General features: G+C 58.1%; 14 protein-coding genes. 9 read left to right on the plus strand and 5 right to left on the minus strand.

The features are described from left to right. Positions 1-19: 19 nt before the first annotated feature. The 3 genes from ACX80Z_RS03970 to ACX80Z_RS03980 all read left to right on the plus strand — a co-directional run bounded on the left by ACX80Z_RS03970 (position 20) and on the right by ACX80Z_RS03980 (position 1,956). Complete coding sequence (locus tag ACX80Z_RS03970) at positions 20-514, plus strand: OsmC family protein (protein ID WP_019482868.1); 495 nt, start codon at positions 20-22, stop codon at positions 512-514. 312 nt (positions 515-826) lie between these two features. Further along, complete coding sequence (locus ACX80Z_RS03975; RefSeq protein ID WP_019482869.1) at positions 827-1,474, plus strand: mechanosensitive ion channel family protein; 648 nt, start codon at positions 827-829, stop codon at positions 1,472-1,474. After that, complete coding sequence (locus tag ACX80Z_RS03980) at positions 1,471-1,956, plus strand: globin (protein WP_019482870.1); 486 nt, start codon at positions 1,471-1,473, stop codon at positions 1,954-1,956. The genes ACX80Z_RS03975 and ACX80Z_RS03980 overlap by 4 nt, the downstream gene beginning before the upstream one ends. Positions 1,957-1,963: 7 nt before the next feature. On the opposite strand, the gene ACX80Z_RS03985 is transcribed toward ACX80Z_RS03980, so the two are convergent. Further along, positions 1,964-2,632, minus strand: coding sequence for a hypothetical protein (locus ACX80Z_RS03985; protein WP_019482871.1), 669 nt, complete (start codon positions 2,630-2,632; stop codon positions 1,964-1,966). Positions 2,633-2,635: 3 nt separating this feature from the next. Then, positions 2,636-3,118 (minus strand): acyl-CoA thioesterase, encoded by a 483-nt coding sequence (locus ACX80Z_RS03990; RefSeq protein ID WP_116777877.1) that lies wholly within the window; start codon positions 3,116-3,118, stop codon positions 2,636-2,638. A gap of 156 nt (positions 3,119-3,274) precedes the next feature. Here ACX80Z_RS03990 and ACX80Z_RS03995 point away from each other — a divergent pair, with 156 nt between their 5' ends. After that, positions 3,275-4,156 carry an acyl-CoA thioesterase gene (locus ACX80Z_RS03995; protein ID WP_019482873.1) on the plus strand — a complete coding sequence of 294 codons (882 nt, stop codon included), beginning with the start codon at positions 3,275-3,277 and terminating at the stop codon, positions 4,154-4,156. Positions 4,157-4,289: 133 nt separating this feature from the next. Here the strand turns inward: ACX80Z_RS03995 and ettA are convergent, their stop codons facing one another. Beyond that, complete coding sequence (ettA, locus tag ACX80Z_RS04000) at positions 4,290-5,972, minus strand: energy-dependent translational throttle protein EttA (protein ID WP_019482874.1); 1,683 nt, start codon at positions 5,970-5,972, stop codon at positions 4,290-4,292. 103 nt (positions 5,973-6,075) lie between these two features. Further along, positions 6,076-6,579 carry a single-stranded DNA-binding protein gene (locus tag ACX80Z_RS04005; RefSeq protein WP_459314969.1) on the minus strand — a complete coding sequence of 168 codons (504 nt, stop codon included), beginning with the start codon at positions 6,577-6,579 and terminating at the stop codon, positions 6,076-6,078. Positions 6,580-6,610: 31 nt separating this feature from the next. On the opposite strand from ACX80Z_RS04005, the gene ACX80Z_RS04010 reads away from it, so the two are divergent. From ACX80Z_RS04010 to ACX80Z_RS04025, 4 genes are all read left to right on the plus strand, one after another. After that, positions 6,611-8,185 carry a recombinase family protein gene (locus ACX80Z_RS04010; protein WP_459314971.1) on the plus strand — a complete coding sequence of 525 codons (1,575 nt, stop codon included), beginning with the start codon at positions 6,611-6,613 and terminating at the stop codon, positions 8,183-8,185. Between the two features lie 206 nt (positions 8,186-8,391). Further along, entirely contained in the window at positions 8,392-8,559 is a 168-nt protein-coding gene (locus ACX80Z_RS04015; RefSeq protein WP_459314972.1) for a hypothetical protein, read from the plus strand. A gap of 210 nt (positions 8,560-8,769) precedes the next feature. Further along, positions 8,770-9,891: an AAA family ATPase gene (locus ACX80Z_RS04020; protein ID WP_459314973.1), complete on the plus strand. Its 1,122-nt coding sequence runs from the start codon at positions 8,770-8,772 to the stop codon at positions 9,889-9,891. A gap of 225 nt (positions 9,892-10,116) precedes the next feature. Then, the gene (locus tag ACX80Z_RS04025; RefSeq protein WP_459314974.1) at positions 10,117-11,208 is read left to right on the plus strand and encodes a hypothetical protein; all 1,092 of its coding nucleotides are present in this window, start codon (positions 10,117-10,119) and stop codon (positions 11,206-11,208) included. 664 nt (positions 11,209-11,872) lie between these two features. Here the strand turns inward: ACX80Z_RS04025 and ACX80Z_RS04030 are convergent. After that, entirely contained in the window at positions 11,873-12,793 is a 921-nt protein-coding gene (locus ACX80Z_RS04030; RefSeq protein WP_459314975.1) for a tyrosine-type recombinase/integrase, read from the minus strand. Positions 12,794-13,216: 423 nt separating this feature from the next. On the opposite strand from ACX80Z_RS04030, the gene ACX80Z_RS04035 reads away from it, so the two are divergent. Then, entirely contained in the window at positions 13,217-16,501 is a 3,285-nt protein-coding gene (locus ACX80Z_RS04035; protein WP_459314976.1) for a type ISP restriction/modification enzyme, read from the plus strand. The last annotated feature ends 845 nt before the right edge of the window (positions 16,502-17,346 follow it).

Genomic DNA, 17,346 nt, shown 5'->3' on the forward strand with positions numbered 1-17,346 from the left:
GGGGTGTAGTTTATAACCCATGAACCTCTCCGAGCACCACTATCGGATAGCTGTCAGATGGACCGGGAATCGTGGCGAAGGCACCCGGTCCTACCGAGGCTACGGCCGGGACCACGAGGTGTCGGCTGTGGGTCCGCCGTTGCTGCTCGGCACGGCGGACCCCACCTTCCACGGAGACAAGGACAGGTGGAATCCTGAACAGTTGCTGCTCGCGGCACTGTCCCAATGCCACATGCTGTCCTATCTCCATATGGCGGTGAAAAACGGGGTGGTAGTGACCGCCTACGAGGATCCCGCCGTCGGCACCATGAGGTTGAATGGCAACGGCAGCGGCGAGTTCATCAGTGTCACCCTGAAGCCTCGGGTGACCATCACCGATCCCCTGCTGAAATACACCGCGCAGGCCATCCACCGTGATGCCGCCGCGTCCTGTTTTATCGCGCGGTCGGTTAACTTTCCGGTCAATCACGAACCGGTGGTAGTGGTGGTGGAAGAGGCCCCGCAGGACGCCTAGGAAGCGTCGTCGGTCCGGCGCGGATGGAGCCGTTCCTCCGCGCCGGGATCAGACCCGATTTTCCGCTCGCTGCTTCGGGTGGCCCTCTCGGCCTGCGCCAATCCAGCGCCGCCCGGCGGGCCCGACGTCGTCCCCCGCGGCACCCATGCCCAAATTGAGTGTTTGGCCGACAATCCGCCGGGAGAGAAATCCGCTGCCGCCGGGGATCAGGATGCATCTCGGCTCGACCTACGGCGCTAGCCTAGGACCAGACACCCTTTCCGCCGCTGGCGGGGAGAACCCTGCGCTTGTGAAGGAAACGGTCACGCCCCCATGCAGTCGCCCACCCAGATTGGTTTAGGAGACCAGCTACTCCACGCCGCCATCATCCTGGTGGCTGGGCTGGTGTTATGGCTGGTGGTCCGCTTCATCATCAACCGGATGGTGCGGCGGGTGCGCAGCGGGTCCGACCTGTTCAAGAAACCGCATCTCAAATGGGCGCAGCCCGTCCTTCGTACCCTCGACCACAAACGGCGGGTGCAACGAACCGAGACCATCGGAGCACTGCTGCGCAGCGTTTCGGGCCTCACCATCGCGATCATTGCCATCATGATGGCCCTGCAGGCGCTCGGCGTGGATATTGGTCCCATTCTCGCGAGCGTCGGAATCGTGGGTATCGCCATTGGCTTTGGTGCCCGCGAAATCATCAGGGATGCGTTCCTCGGGTTTTTCATCACCCTCGAGGATCAGTACGGAATCGGCGACACCATCGAGGTCGGCGACACCGTCGGAGTGGTGCAGTCGGTAGGTCTGCGGATTACGCGTCTGATCGATGACAACGGGGCCATCTGGTACCTCCGCAACGGGGACATCATGAAAGTGGGCAACCGTTCACAGGGCGACTACGTGGCGCCAGTAGCTGCCGATGCCGCACCCGTTGCCCCGGTACCCGGCGCCGAACCTACAGGAGAGAAATCATGACAAACCCCGGAAACGCCGAAGGCATCCCCATCCCGTCCCGATTCGGGGAGCCGCTCGCCAGGCTCACACCGGTGGGTCCGCGATTCGACCAGCCAGCCTATACCGACAACTTCTACGAAGCAGTCGGAGGGCATCCGGTCTTCGTGAAACTGGTCGATATCTTCTACGCCGGCATCGCCGATGACGAGTTGCTGCGCCCGATGTACCCCGAGGAGGATCTCGGACCGGCCAAGGAACGCCTGCTGATGTTCCTTGAACAGTACTGGGGCGGTCCCAAGACGTACGGGGAGCAGCGAGGGCATCCGCGACTCCGGATGCGGCACATGCCGTTCGCCGTGTCACCCCAGGCCCGGGATCACTGGTTGACGCACATGCGCGCTGCCGTCGACGCCCTGGACCTCGCACCTCTCCATGAGGCGACGCTGTGGGATTACCTTGAGCGGGCTGCCCATTCGATGGTCAACTCAGCGGACGACCGCTAGGACCCGTTCATATCACGGTAGGGATCCGCGACAGCACATGGCCTCGCGAGGTGCTGATCCGGGTCCACCGCCCGTTGGTCAGGACCAGTGGACGCTCTTCCCCGGCGAGGAAACCCAGGGCGAAGGCCCCGAAGGCTGCACCCGCTGGCACCTCGACTGCCAGATCTTCGATGCTGCGACCCCAGATCGCTCCCCTGGCACTGTTGACGATCAGGGCACCCGGATTGTTCGGGACGGTCTCCGCGACTTCGCGGATACCGTTTCTGGCTGCAGTCTCGACAAGCTCGGCGCTCAGGTCGCCGCGCGGCTCCCACCCGGAGCGTGGGGGCAGCACCCCGGTCCAGCTCTCGGTGACCGTGGTCGGGGGAACCTGCAGGACGACGTCGTCGTCGGCCATCCGGGCGAGCCGGTCCGACACCGAGGCCAAAGCAACAGTGGTGTCCACGTTCGCCGGGGCTGCCAGCGGCATGGTCCGCAAACCAAGAACGGTGGGGATCGCCTCGCCGAGGATGCGCGGCCGGAGAATGCAGATGTAGGCGGCGAGGACAGTTCCCGTCGCCTGCAACCGGACGGCGCCGTCTTCGGCTGCCCTGGCCCGGGCGATGAACGTCCGCAGGTCGGCGACCACCAGAGGGTCGGTGAAGATCAGCTCGGTTGATTCCGGCGGTGACACCATCGGTCAGCCGTCCTGTCGGCGCCGGAAGGCCACCGGGTCGCCGAGCCAGCGCTCCAGGGCGGCGCGCTGGGCCTCGTTGAGTTTCGCGGGCCGGCCGGTGGTCCGGTTGACGAGGATCATGGTGGAAGCCGCCAGAGCGTAACTGATAGAGCCGTCCGGCTCCGCGATCTGGTAGCCCAGATCAAAGCTTGAGCCGCCGATGCCGGTCACCCAGATGCTGATCTCCAGCGGGCTGGGGCGGTAGTTCAGCGGCGCCGAGTATTCGATCTCGTGCCGTGCAACGAGCGTGAAGTGGTCCGGGCCGATCAGGTCAAGCAGGGTATCGGACGGTTCGGCGCCGCCCTGGCCCGGGTCCGAGAGTGGCAGGTGAATGAACTGGACGCGCGCGTCTTCAAGGTACTGCAAGAACCGCACGTTATTGACGTGTCCGTAGGAGTCTTCGTCGCCGAAGCGTAGCTGAATAGGGAAGCGCTGGATCCGGGGCATGCTCCCATCCTCTCAAACGTAACCCGGCCCGGCTAAACGCTTCACCACTGGTGTTGAGGGGCGGACGCGTGTGCAACTAAGGTCAGAAGTACTTTCGACGTCGTTCCCGCGACGGACCTACCCCACGCATCACCGCACTACAAGGAGAATTTACCTATGGCTGTCGAGTCCACTGTCGATCCAACCCAAACGCTGGTCGACCTGCTTGATCTGAGCAGCGCGGATGGAGCGCAGACCGACGAGGAGATCTTCGTGGGTACCTCGGTGCAACAGGCAGGGCGGCGGATTTTCGGTGGTCAGGTGTTGGCTCAGGCACTGATCGCGGCGATTCGCACCGTCGAGCCGACCCGGGAAGTCCACTCCATGCACGCCTACTTTTTGAGGGCGGGAGATGCGCTTGAACCGATCACCTTCGGGGTGCAGCGTCTGCGTGATGGCCGGTCCTTCTCGGCCCGGCGGGCGCACGCGTACCAGAATGGGGTCCCCATCCTGTCGATGATCGCCTCCTTCCAGCAGCCCGACGACGGTCTGTCCCACCAGGAGCGGATGCCTGAGGGAGTACCCGATCCTGAGTCGCTCCCCAGCACCGCCGACCTGCTCGGCGACATGGACCACCCGTTGGCACGCGCATGGTCATTTGACCGGCCGTTCGACATTCGGCATGTGGATGGTGCGCTCTATGTACAGCACGACAGCGACCGGGTGGCACGCAATGCGGTCTGGATGAAAACCTTTGCTCCGATGCCGGCAGATCAGGGACTGCACCGGGCGGCCCTTGCCTACGCCAGCGACTACACGCTGCTCGAATCAATCCTCCGCCAGCACGGCCTGAGCTGGATCACCCCCGGCATGAGTGTCGCCAGCCTGGATCACGCCATGTGGTGGCACCGTCCGGTGAAGGTGGATGAGTGGTTGCTTTATGTTCAGCAGTCCCCCAGCGCTTCGGGGGCACGTGGCCTCTCGACCGGGCAGATCTTCAACCGTGCCGGCGAGCTGGTGGCAACCGTTGCCCAGGAGGGCATGGTCCGCGTTCCCTGATGCCCCCACCTGGATCGAGTCAACCGAAATAACCGGAAAATCGCCGCAAACGCGTCCTTGGTGTTTTTCGATGAAAAGAAGGAGCGCCCCGACCGTTAGTGGCCGGGGCGCTCCCTTTTCAACGAGTTAGCTGTTAGTCGCGGGTCAGGCGGCGGTGCGTGACGCGGTGAGGCTTTGCGGCGTCGGCGCCGAGCCGTTCCACCTTGTTCTCCTCGTAGGACTCGAAGTTACCCTCGAACCAGTACCACTTGTCCGGGTTCTCCTCGGTGCCCTCGTAGGCGAGGATGTGGGTCACGACCCGGTCGAGGAACCACCGGTCGTGCGATACCACCACGGCGCAGCCGGGGAATTCCAGCAGTGCGTTTTCCAGGCTGGACAGCGTTTCGACGTCGAGGTCGTTAGTCGGTTCGTCAAGGAGGAGAAGGTTTCCACCCTGTTTGAGCGTCAGGGCCAGGTTCAGCCGGTTACGCTCACCGCCGGAGAGGACACCGGCACGCTTCTGCTGATCGGGGCCCTTGAAGCCGAAGGCCGATACGTAGGCCCGTGAAGGCATTTCGACCTGTCCCACCTGGATGAAATCGTGTCCGTTGGAGACAACCTCCCAGAGGGTCTTCTCTGGGTCGATGCCACCACGGGACTGGTCGACGTAGGAGATTTTCACCGAATCACCGATGGTCAGCTTTCCGCCGTCGATTGGTTCCAGGCCCACGATGGTCTTGAACAGCGTGGTCTTACCGACGCCGTTGGGGCCGATGACGCCGACGATGCCGTTGCGGGGCAGCGAGAAGGACAGTCCGTCGATCAGGATGCGATCGTCGTAGCCCTTGCGCAGGTCAGTTGCTTCAATGACCTGGTTACCCAGGCGTGGGCCCGGCGGGATCTGGATGTCTTCGAAGTCGAGCTTCTTGGTGCGCTCCGCTTCTGACGCCATCTCCTCGTACCTGGCGAGCCTGGCCTTCGACTTGGTCTGGCGGCCCTTGGCGTTGGAGCGAACCCATTCGAGTTCCTCGGTGAGGCGCTTGGACTGCTTGGCATCCTTTTTGCCCTGCACCTCGAGGCGGGCACGCTTCTTTTCCAGGTAGGTGGAGTAGTTGCCCTCGTAGGGGTACAGGTGGCCGCGGTCGACCTCGGCGATCCACTGTGCAACGTGGTCGAGGAAGTACCGGTCGTGGGTCACGGCCAGGACAGCTCCGGCGTAGCTCTTGAGGTGCTGCTCGAGCCACAGCACACTTTCAGCGTCGAGGTGGTTGGTGGGCTCATCGAGGAGCAGCAGGTCGGGCTTCTGCAGAAGCAGCTTGCACAACGCAACCCGGCGTCGTTCGCCACCAGAAAGGATTGTGACATCGGTTTCCGGGGGCGGGCAGCGCAGCGCGTCCATGGCCTGTTCCAGCTGGGAATCGAGGTCCCAGGCGTCAGCCGCGTCGATGGCTTCCTGCAGTTTCCCCATCTCTTCAAGCAGGGTGTCGAAGTCGGCGTCCGGGTTGGCCATCTCTTCGGAGATCTCGTTGAATCGCTGGATCTTGCCGTAGATCTCACCGACACCTTCCTGCACGTTGCCCAGAACGGTCTTTTCCTCGTTCAGGGGCGGCTCCTGCAGCAGGATGCCCACTGAGTAGCCAGCGCTGAGCTTCGCTTCGCCGTTCGAAGGGGTGTCCAGGCCTGCCATGATCTTCAGGATGGTGGACTTGCCCGAGCCGTTGGGGCCCACGACGCCAATCTTCGCGCCGGGGTAGAAGGACATGCTGACGTCGTCGAGGATTACTTTGTCGCCGACAGCCTTGCGTGCCTTGGTCATTGTGTAGATAAATTCCGCCATGCTCCAAGGCTAGTCGGTGCAACCAACTATCTCCCATTTGTGTGCGGTAGCTCCCGTTGCCTGACAGGAGCGTTCCCCTTCAGAGGGGCGGCGCCACCGAGTTCTAGAAGGGTGCATCACTGAGTTGACGTCCTGCTTCCGGTGAACTGGTGCCACCGGAAGACGCGTCATCGGCGTCGTCGGCGTCAGCGGCGTGCCCGGCGTCGGCGCCAGCGGTCTGCCCGTCAGCCTGCCGCCTGTCAGCCTGCCCGTCGGGGTGCTCTGCGCCGTCGTCGTCGGAGCGCTCCGGGTAGCCGCCCGACGCGTCCATGATCTCCCCGGTGGCCTGGTCGACCCGTGGATAATCCACGTCGGAGTCCTGCACATCCGATGGATCACCCGCCGTCGACGTTTCCCCTCCGGTGCGATCGGCGCTGGTGCGGTGGAAGTGGGCGGTCCCCCACATCAGGTCATGCCCGACCGTTTCAGCGTCGATATCTACCGAGGTACCGGTTCTCCCGTCCTCCCGGATCCACGGCCGGACCCGAAGCCGCCCGCTCACCACCACCTTGTCGCCCTTCTTGATGCTCACTCCGGCGTTGGTGGCCAATTGCCTGAACATCGACACGGCGTACCATTAGACCGGGCATAATAAGCGCATGACGACGAGCGCGATTTACCTTAGGATCTCAGCAGACAAGGGCAAGGCTACCGGCGAAACAGGGCTAGCAGTAGACCGGCAGGACGCCGAGATCCGCAAGATGCTAGACCGCAAAGGCTGGAAGGCTGGGAAGGTCTATACGGACAATGACCTGACCGCTTCCGGTGCGAAACGCCGCCCAGCTTACGAGCAGATGATTAGCGACTTCCGCACAGGAGAAATTCAAGCTATTTCCGCTTGGGATCTCGACCGGCTATGGAGAGTGCCGACCGAGTTCGAAGCTCTCCTACAGCTTGTGACCGATCAAGGCCTCATGCTCGCAACGGTAGGCGGTGATGCTGACCTCTCTACAGACAACGGAATCCTCTACGCACGAATCAAAGTAGCTGTAGCAGCCGACGAACTACGCAAGCGTGCAGCGCGTCAAAGAGCTAAGTTCGCTCAGGACCGAGAGCAGGGCAAGAACCACTGGAGAGGGCGCAGACCGTTTGGGCTGGAACTGGATGGGAGTCTCAATGAGCGGGAAGCGGAAGCGCTCCAGACGGTAGCCGGGATGATCCTTGAGGGCGCGACGCTGAACAAGTGTGTCCGGTGGCTCAATGATGAAGGCGTGACTACTACTTTCGGCGGTCCGTGGTCTCGCAGTCCCCTCAAGCGCACCATCATGCTTCCCCGCCTTATCGGGAAGATGGAACGCAATCCTCTGAGCAAAGCTGACATAGCGAAGATCAAGGAAGAGAACGAGAAGTTGAAGAAGGAAGGGAAGCCAATCCCTCCGACTCCGGAACCGGAACTAGTCGAGGGAAATTGGGAGCCAATTCTTGAAGACAGCACATGGATTGCTGTACGCGGGATTCTGACCAATCCAGCGGGCTTGCGCAAGAGCCAGACCAAGCACACAGAGAAGGATTATCTCCTGTCCGGTGTCGCTACCTGCGCGAAGTGTGGCAAGAAGGCGTATGGCACCATGCTCAAACGAGCCAAGGGCAATCGAGTGACCGCATACGCCTACCGGTGCGCTGATATCGCCGGACACTTCAGCAAGACTATGGACCGGACCGATAAGTACGTCTACGAGTCCACCATGGCAATGCTCATGCTTCCCGGTGCGCAGGGCGCCTATGCCTCTGTGCAGACCGTCAATGATCTTCAGTCACTCAGGGAAGCACGCGCGGCTGAATTGACCTATTGGGAGGACTGGCGAAAGGAAGCAGCACGTGAGAGATTCCCGACCGATGACTACCGCCTACCGCGTGAAGCTCATGAGGGACGGTTAGCCAGGATTAACGGAGAGCTTCTGAGCATTGAGCGGCTGGAGGTTATCGGCATTGACGATACGGGAGCGCTATTGGAGAACTGGGACAGCATCAGTCTTGAAAGGAAGAGGAGTATTCTCCGGACTGTCTGGAAGGATATCCAGATTAGGAGCACAGGTAGGGGCGTGAGGTTCAGTGAGGACCACATCAAACTGATTCCGTCCGCTCAGACACAGGCCGCACTGGATAGAGCCACTACTCCGGTAACTGAGCCGGTTCGCCGTGAAGACCTGAACTTCAGAGAGAGGGTTTCTTGATAGCGGCTCTGCCGTGATAGGATGCAGGTTGCACTAAGCGCTCCGATGATCGGGGCGCTTTCTGCGTTAAGGGGCGACTTAGATAGTCTATAGAAGAGTTGACGATAACCCTTGGGAAATGGTATGTTGCAACCTAGCATTTTTGATGTGCTATACTGATTACACGAGCACATTCGTCAAGCAACAAACCCAGAAAGCATTTCGATATGGATAGACACGCGCCCAAAAAGCCTCTTACTAAAGCCAAGATCAGCCTTGCGGCTACCCGCCGACGCATCAAGAGCACTGAAATTGCCCTGCAGGACCTCGTGATGAAAGAACGCAAGCTCCTCAAGGAAATTGCAGTTATGACTGACGAGCAGCTACCGGTCTAAGAAGACAAAAAAGACCCCCGGCAGAATTCCATGTCAACACCGGGGGTCTGAATAAATAGCGTTACCAAGGACCAAAAGATCACTAAGTACTCACTTGCTTATAGGTCCATTATACAGCACCAAAAAACAACAAGTGAAGCGCCAACGGGCGAAACCGCGACGTTAGGAGTCCTAAGGGACAGATCAACTTACACAATCGAAAGCAACGACATGTCCACACTCCCCGACCTCTGGGACCAATTTACCGTCCCAGTCCTCTCCACTGACGAAGAACCCAAAGTCCGGCTCAAGTCAGTGACCGATATGCTCAAGACCTCAGAAATCGACTGGATTGTCGACGGGCATATTCACCGCTCAGGATTGACGCAGCTATACGGAGCGTCTTACACCGGCAAAACTCTCGTGGTGCTAGACCTAATCATGAGTTGGTGCGCAGGACTGACCACTTGGCAAGGCCTCCCCCTCTGTAACAACGGCGAACCTCAGCAGGCCGTCTATGTCGCAGCCGAAGGCGGCGCAGCTCTGTCCGTGCATGTAGACGCATGGCTCAAATATCATCAAGAAGTGGACCGATCCCTGCTGGACGGGTTGGTGTTCCTCGACGGCGGCGAGGGTGACCACGTCTTCCTCGGCATCGGTAAAGAACAGCCGAACCTTGAGGACTCCTGGACTCGCCTCAGCGCTGAGATGAATCAACTGGAAGTCACTCCGTCAATCATGGTCTTTGACACTCAAATTGACCTAGCACCGGGCATCGACGAAAACTCCAATACGGACATGGTGGGTATCCTCCGGAGAATCAAACGCCTCGGCGATTCCTCAGGCTTCATGGCCATTGTCGTGCACCACACTGGACACGACGGCAACAAGGCCCGCGGAGCATCCGGCATGATGGGCAAGTGCGACGCTCAAGCCAAGCTCGTGCGAATCGGCGAAGGCAAGGCCAGTCTTGAATGGATGAAAGTCAAAGGCCGCGCACGCCCTCAGGAAACATTCTCCTACCAGATCACCGGACAGAAGCTCCTGCCTGAACTTGATTCCGAAGGTGCCGTGTGCGCTCCGCTTTCCAAACAACAAGCCAGTATCGCCCAGCATCAAAGCAAGTGCCCGAGCAGTGCGTTGCTCCAAGGCATCAAGGATTTGCTAACACGGGATTCTGCCACCTCGCGTAGAGCGATTGCCGAGTCGATGGGCATTAACAAAGACTCCACCCCCCTCAAGGATGCTCTCCTTTGGATGGAAAACTCCAACCTCATCGAAAAGACCGGAGCAGGTCGTAGCTCCGGATATACATTGGCGGCGCTGAGCATGGTTCCGGACACAACTAACTGACTGCCAGTCAAATAACCTTCAACACTTCCTAATCGCCTGCCCAGACGAATGCAGAAAATACAGACAATTGGCTAAAAAGCCCGGAAACACAGGGAACTAGAGCTGCTAACTGTCTGGTAATCGTCTGCCGGATGAAAAAACGCAATTGTCTGTATTGTCTGGGGGGCCGTAGGCCCCAGACAATCACATAGGGCCGACGAGTAGGAGCCAATCAGAAAGACCAAAATGGAACAAGCAACCTTCAGAGAACTCGCTGGGGACATCCACATCTTTTCAGCAGAAGCATCAACCTTTATCCGACGATGGTTCAAACCTTCCGACAAAATTTGCATTGTCGGAAGGGACGGACGTAAGACTATTTCCCAGTCACTCGGAGCGTGGGAAGCCGCCTCCCTGACCGACCAGCAGATTCGTGATGATCTCGTCTTCTCTGGTGGCTCATGGAACGTCTACGTGGCGGTAGCTCCCATCATCGATGACGTGACCACCTACCGACGCGGAACCGAGAAAAACGTGGCCTACCTTCCCGGCGTGTGGGCTGATGTCGATGTGAAGCAGGGAAGCTTCGATTCCCAACGGGAAATCCTGGACTTCCTTAACGATTTGGAATGCAAACCAACAATGATTGTGGGTTCCGGTTCGGGGGGCGTGCACGCCTACTGGAAGCTGAAACTCGCAGAACGCGGCACCAAAGAACTCTTGTCCCGCTGGTGGAGCTACCTCGACCAATCCGCCGGCGACCGGCAGATCGACAAGCTGATTGACACAGCACGAATTCTCAGGCTCCCAGGCACGGTGCACTTCCCCAAGACAGGCGGCCCACTGGGCGCTGTAAGGCTTCTAAGCGAAGGACCGGAGTCGTACACCGTTGCTCAGTTGGAAGCCGCCTCAGAGGCCGCCTACAGGCTCAAGCAGGAGTCACGCCGAGTGCTGCGGAGCCGTGAGAAGGAAGCTCCCGCCTTCGAAACGCTCAACCAGTGGACAGCGGCTGTGCACCTGTCACAGCTTGAGAGCGAAATCAACGAACGCATGCCATGGAGCACGATTCTTGAGCCGTACGGATGGAGATTACGTCGCACACTATCCGACGGCTCGTTGGAGTGGAGTCGACCAGGCAGCGGTGACCGGAGCGCCGTCACAGACTATGAAGGCTCCCCCGTCATGAGTCTACTCAGCACATCCCACGACACGGGACTGTTCGACTTGCTCGATTCCGAAATCCCACTGACCAAATACCGAGTGCTCCTCAGGCTCCACTTTGCAGACAATCATGAAGCACTTCTCAAAAACTACCTATCAATCAAGGAACCAAAATGACGGAAAAGATCGACTACTGGGACGGCGAGTCCACCTTCTTCATCGAAGACCCCAAAACCGGGACGGTACACATACTTCGGGAAAGCGGGTGCTCGGTGGAGATAGCCGAGCGCAAATGGCAAGAGGACAGGGACCTACTGGAAGAAAGAAGGCGAGCTACTCACCCCATAGTCCGGGCAGCCCGAGACACAATGCTCCGTTTGCACTGGATCCGTCTCGACGCTCGCATCTACTGGATCCGTCTAGCCGCTCGCAGAACCTGGTTCAGTCGGGCCACAGGTGACGGTGCCGCGAACGGTTGCTAGGGCACTGGTTCCAAGTGCTAGTTCCTAAGGGCCTACTTCCAAGGCTGAACTTGACGAGGGGGTATGTTGTGATGATTTTGCAGCTATTTCGTCAAAGAGGCTGGGGCCATAGGTGCCGAAGACGTCCCTAGATGTTTTGAAAAATACTGCGGCATCCCTATCCAGCACTCCCCTGTCCAGAAGTACAGGACGCGCTAAAAGTTCTTGTAACTTTCCCTGAACGGCTACCACTAAAACTTTTTGTAAATTGAGGATCAGGCAAGAATCGTCCTGCGAATCGGGGCAGTCGCAAGGTCTGTTCACGCTGGACGCCAAACAATGCTAAGAATTCTTGTAACACAAACCGTCAGATGCGTCTGTCACGACAGTGCCCTTGCGACTGTGTAGCCAGCCGACTTCGTGAGGCTGTGGCGTGCCCGGTCATACCGGCGGGTGGTGCGTGGGTCAGCGTGACCCATGCTGTCCTGTAGATCATGCAGAGCGGTTCCTGAGTCCAGAGCGATAGTGGCGAACGCGTGACGCAAACTGTGAGGGCTGATCTCCCCCTCAATTCCCGCCTTGCGTGCCAGCCGTTGCACCGTGCGGAACGCCTCAGAGGATGCCCACGGCTTGCCGGTGGCCGTGGTGAACAGCGGCAGGCCTACGCTTGCCGCAGTCACCAGCTCCCGCCCCGTGGTGTCGAGATAGGCATTGAGAGCTTCCACAGCCGGTGCCGGAACGGCAACCTTGGCCTGTGTACCGCCCTTGCGTTGGATGCTCAGCGTCCGGTGTCCGGTGTCGTGCCCATAATCCGTGGTGCTGGCGCTCAGCGCCTCGCTGAGCCTGATCCCGGTGAACAGCAACAGACTCACCAGCGCACGGGACCGGGGACTATCAGCCTGGGCAGCGCTCAACAAAGCGCGCGCCTGATCCTTGCTCAGCCCTTGGGTACTGGAGTGGTCAGCGTCCACCTTGGGACGTTCCACCAGCTCCGCCGGGTTAGCCGTGACCAGCTCAGCGGATACCGCGTAGCGGTAGAAGCTCGACACGGCCGCTAGCTTTTGCGCAACGGTGGCCGGTTTCCCGGTCAGCGCGTGACGGTAGCCGTCCACATGCACCCGCCGAACGCTCAGTAGGTCCACCTGGTAACTGTCCAGCCACGCACAGTAACTCTCCATGATCCGTGCGTAGGCACGAAGCGTGTGGGGTGATCCTCGCTGCGCCAGCTTCCACGCCGCGATAGTCGGCGCATGCCGTGACGCGTTCCCAACGGGTCCAGTGGTCAAGTTCTCAAGTTCCATACACACATGATAACCGACATTATCATGGGTAACTTCCGGAAGCTCCTCGCTAATTTTCCCCGGAAGTTCTCTGAGATACCCGACATGGCCTGAGTCTGCAGATGCTCGAGGTTTAGGCGATCGATTATGGGGTCACTTGCGAACGACGCTCTCAAATCGAAGGGACATGATAAATCCGAACGTAGACAAAAAGATGTCCTCCTATTCAGCCTCCTTCCTAATCCGCCCTCGATTCCCACCCAAGGACCCGGGTGAGCCGATCTTTGCTGCCGCGCCCGAACGCTACAAGCAAGAACCTTGCCCCGTCGGCATCCCACAAATTCACCCCTCACGTGTTTTGGAGTCAATATTCAGTAATCTGCGTCTGTAGGCTGGCACAACTGGCTTGATCCTTTTCAAGCTGAATGAAAGGGGCGTTCGTTCTTGACTACTTTTGATGAAGCCGTCCAGCTGTTCGGAGTTGAGGCTTCAGCGAAACTCCGCGGTCCAGGCCAGCGTGAAGCACTAATTCGGACGCCGATCGATGCCTTTTTGCGCCGATGCGGCGATGTGCTGGGATTGTCTGTTCAACCGCACGATGAGGTGAGCGAGGCCGAAGGAACGGTGCGCCCGGACTACGCCATTGACGTAGGCGGTGCCATAACCGGATACGTCGAGGTCAAGGCTCCAAGCGTTCCTGTAAATCCTGAGCTGTATGGGAGATCGAGTCATAATCACAAGCAATGGCAAAAACTTCGCGAACTCCCGAACCTGATCTACACGAACGGAATCGAGTGGAGGCTGTGGCAGAACGGAGAGCCGGTTGGCCCACCTGTCCACATGCAAGGACCCTCTGACCTAGCGATGGCGCGTTCGAATCTGAAGCCGGGCCCAGGATTCGAGCGGCTAATCACTGAATTTCTTCGTTGGAAGCCTGCCGACATCAACAGCGTTAATCGACTTGTGGAAACGATCGCCCCGCTGACTCGGCTCCTTAAGGAACAGGTCCAAGACAGGATTACTCAAGAACGAAAGCTCAAGAAAACCAACGCTTCGACTGAAAGTCTCGTCTTTTTGGGTCTGAGAGCAGACTGGCGACGTATGTTGTTTCCGGGTGCCACCGATGACCAGTTCAGCGATGGGTACGCCCAAACTGTCACCTTCGCTTTGCTGCTTGCCCAAGCTGAGGGTGTGAATCTTGATCGTGGGGACCTCCACCAAATCGGGGCTAAGTTGCGTGGCTCGCATTCATTGATGGGTCGCACTCTTCAACTTCTCACTGACCAACTTGACAGTGGATTTCTTAGCGGACTCGACTTGCTAATTAGGGTTATTGGCTCGGTAAATTGGAACAGGGTCGAGTCGGGACGTGGCGACGTCTATCTTCACCTTTACGAGCACTTCCTCCAAATTTACGATGTGGACAGCAGAAAGAAAACCGGTTCGTATTACACCCCGGTCGAAGTCGTAACAGAGATGGTGCGCCTGACCGAAGAGGTACTACACCTACACCTTGGTCGCTCTCGTGGCTTTCGGGATCCGCGAGTCCATACAGTTGACCCAGCGATGGGCACCGGCACATTTCCTCTGGCCATAATGAAGCGTGTGGCCGAGCAAGCCGCCGCTGAGTATGGGGACGGAGCCGCTCCAGAAGGCCTAGCCAATCTCATGGAGCGACTTTATGGTTTTGAATTACAGTCAGGTCCATTTTCAGTAGCTGAACTTCGAATCTCAGGATTGATGAAGGAGTTCGGGGCCAAGCTTCCCGACAAAGGACTTCAACTGTTCGTCGCGAACACCCTTTCTGATCCAAAGTCAGTCCAGCCCGACCTGTCCAGCACCCTCCAGGTCATCGCTGAACAGTCGTACCGGGCAAACCAGATCAAGCGGGAGACAAACGTCCAAGTCATAATTGGCAATCCACCGTACAGAGAACGCGCAGCGGGAATGGGCGACTGGGTCGAATCTGGTGGCGGCGCGAAGGAATACCCGGCGATTATGCAGGATTTCAAGGAGAAGGGCAAAGGCAGCACCGAGTTCAACCTAAAAAATCTTTACATATATTTCTGGCGATGGGCTTTCTGGAAGAGTTGGGAATCCACCCAAGAACTGGAGGAAGTTGAAGGTGATTCCGGAGTCGTCAGCTTCATTACCGCGCAAGGATACTTAACAGGTGATGGATTCGCAGGGATGCGACGTTACATCCGAAAAAAGGCGCGCCTTGGTTGGATCATCAATCTCACCCCCGAAGGCAAGAGACCGCCGCAAAAAAACGCCATATTCTCAATCGAGACCCCGGTCGGCATCGGAATTTATCTAAGGGACCGGGACACAGACGAAGCCGTTCCTGCTGACATAAAATACATAGAGCTTTCGGGCACACGCGACGAGAAATTTCAAAAACTAGCCGAACTTTCATTAACATCGGATGGGTGGCAATCAGCCAGGACGGGTTGGACAGCACCTTTCACTGCGCAAGCTAATAGCCTCTGGGACGACTACCCGTCCATGAGTGACTTATTTCCCTGGTACAGCACCGGTGCCGCTATGAATCGCACATGGGTCTACGCGCCCACCCGTGAGGTTTTAGAGAATCGATGGCGTGAGCTGACGCTTGAGGGAAACCCCGAGCGTAAGCAGGACCTCCTAAAGAAGTCCCGCGACAGTAACCTCAACAAGGTCAAGAAGCCACTTCCAAAAGTCAGGTCGGAGATCGATGTGATGATGCCGTTGAAGGCAGAGTTCACGACGGCCAGTCCCGCAATCGAACGAGTAGCATATCGTTCATTTGATCGGCAGTGGGTGATCGCCGACTATCGTGTTCTCGATATGCCCCGCCCCGACCTATGGGCTGCTAGGCAACCGGGCCAAATATTCATTAGCGAGCAACATTCACAAGCGTTTAGTGGGGGTCCGGGACTAAGCTTTTCGTCGTTAATACCTGACGTGGACCATTTCAATCTTCGAGGCGGAAGAACTTTACCTTTGTTGCATCCCAATGGCGAGTTCAACGTCACGAAAGGGCTACTTCAATCGCTTTCCGGTGTCCTAGGCATGCAGATCACCGGAGATGACCTGCTTGACTACGTTGCCGGTGTATCGGGACATCCCGGGTTTACGGCTCACTTCGCAACGGAACTACGAACCCCTGGAATACGCATCCCGCTGACTTCTGATCCTGCGCTGTGGCTTCGAGCCGTCGATCTAGGACACCGAGTTGTGGATCTCCACACCTACGGCGGTAGATCTGGCAACGGCGGCACAAGCTTGATTAGGGAAACTGGCGACCCCGAATACAAGGTTACAGTCAGCGAAATGCCTGACGGATTTCGGTATGACTCATCGGCTCAAATTCTCTATGTGGGCGAATCAGGCGAATGGCACGGTGTCAGCCCTGCTATCGCTGAATATAGTGTCGGTCAGAAAAACATTGTTTCCATGTGGTTCAAGTACCGCGTTAAAAAGCCGATCACCCGCGGGGGGACTGAACTCGACGGTATAGTTCAAGAACATTGGCCAGCCGAGTGGTCTCGGGAGCTAAGCGAATTGCTAATTGTTTTGGGTCGACTCGTAAAAATGGAACCCGATCAACAACAACTGCTTGACTGCGTGATGGCAGGCGACCTACTTCCGAAAGACAAACTCACTGCGGAGGGTGTGGAATGGCCAGATCAAAAATATCGCCCCCAGTTCCCCATGACGGAGCCAGATCATGAACAAGTGTTCTAATCAAAAAGTTTGATTGAATCTCTATCCACCACCCAATACGTATAGCAAATTCAATTGCAGTCTAATTAGCCACATTAATTGATAGATCACTAACAGGGGAATACTTGAATCACCCACAACATCAATTACCTACACAACCGGCCCTTACAAGGAGAGCCTCTCTCGGTCGATCGAATATCAAGCGATCCAGCTGAAGTTGGCGCTGCCCCCGACCTGAATGAGAAACATCCGCTCCATCACGAAGTAGCCATACTGGAAGCACGTCGCGCCATTGTCCCGGGTCGACGTAGCTGTGCGCTACGGGTCTGAAACGTCAAACAATCGGGTACTACGCGTCATGGGTTCGAAGAGGCATCGGGTGGATCACCACCAGCGGTGACGGCACTGTCCGTTCTGACATTCCCAGCGGGCTATATTCCGTTCAAGCTGGCCAGTCTTCGGGTGGATCTGCTCCATCATGTCCAAACAGCAGCCTGCGAAGACCGTGTTCGGCATCGTTTCCTGGACATCCGGGAGGTATTCTCCGTAAGCGATCTTCCACGCCTCAGTCCGGCACTTCGGACAAAGGGGCAGCTTCGGCCGTCGTGGCCTACGAGCGAGACTAATCATGACGACACGGTACTGTCCTGGTGCGATACCTGCACAGCCTGGTAGTAGCTAAAGGTTTTTGTAAGCCGAACTTGTCGTTTCTGCGCTCTGCGTAGATGTTCCGCGGGAGACCGAAGCGCCGGAAGACCGACAGGTCACCGAATAGTGTTCTTTTCAAGACCCTCCGGCTGGACCCCCAAGAGACGCAGGAGCGGTCATTTATACCGTCTATGAACGCGCGTTAGAGCCGCGACACG

The sequence above is a fragment of the Arthrobacter sp. TMT4-20 genome (genome assembly GCF_054510775.1).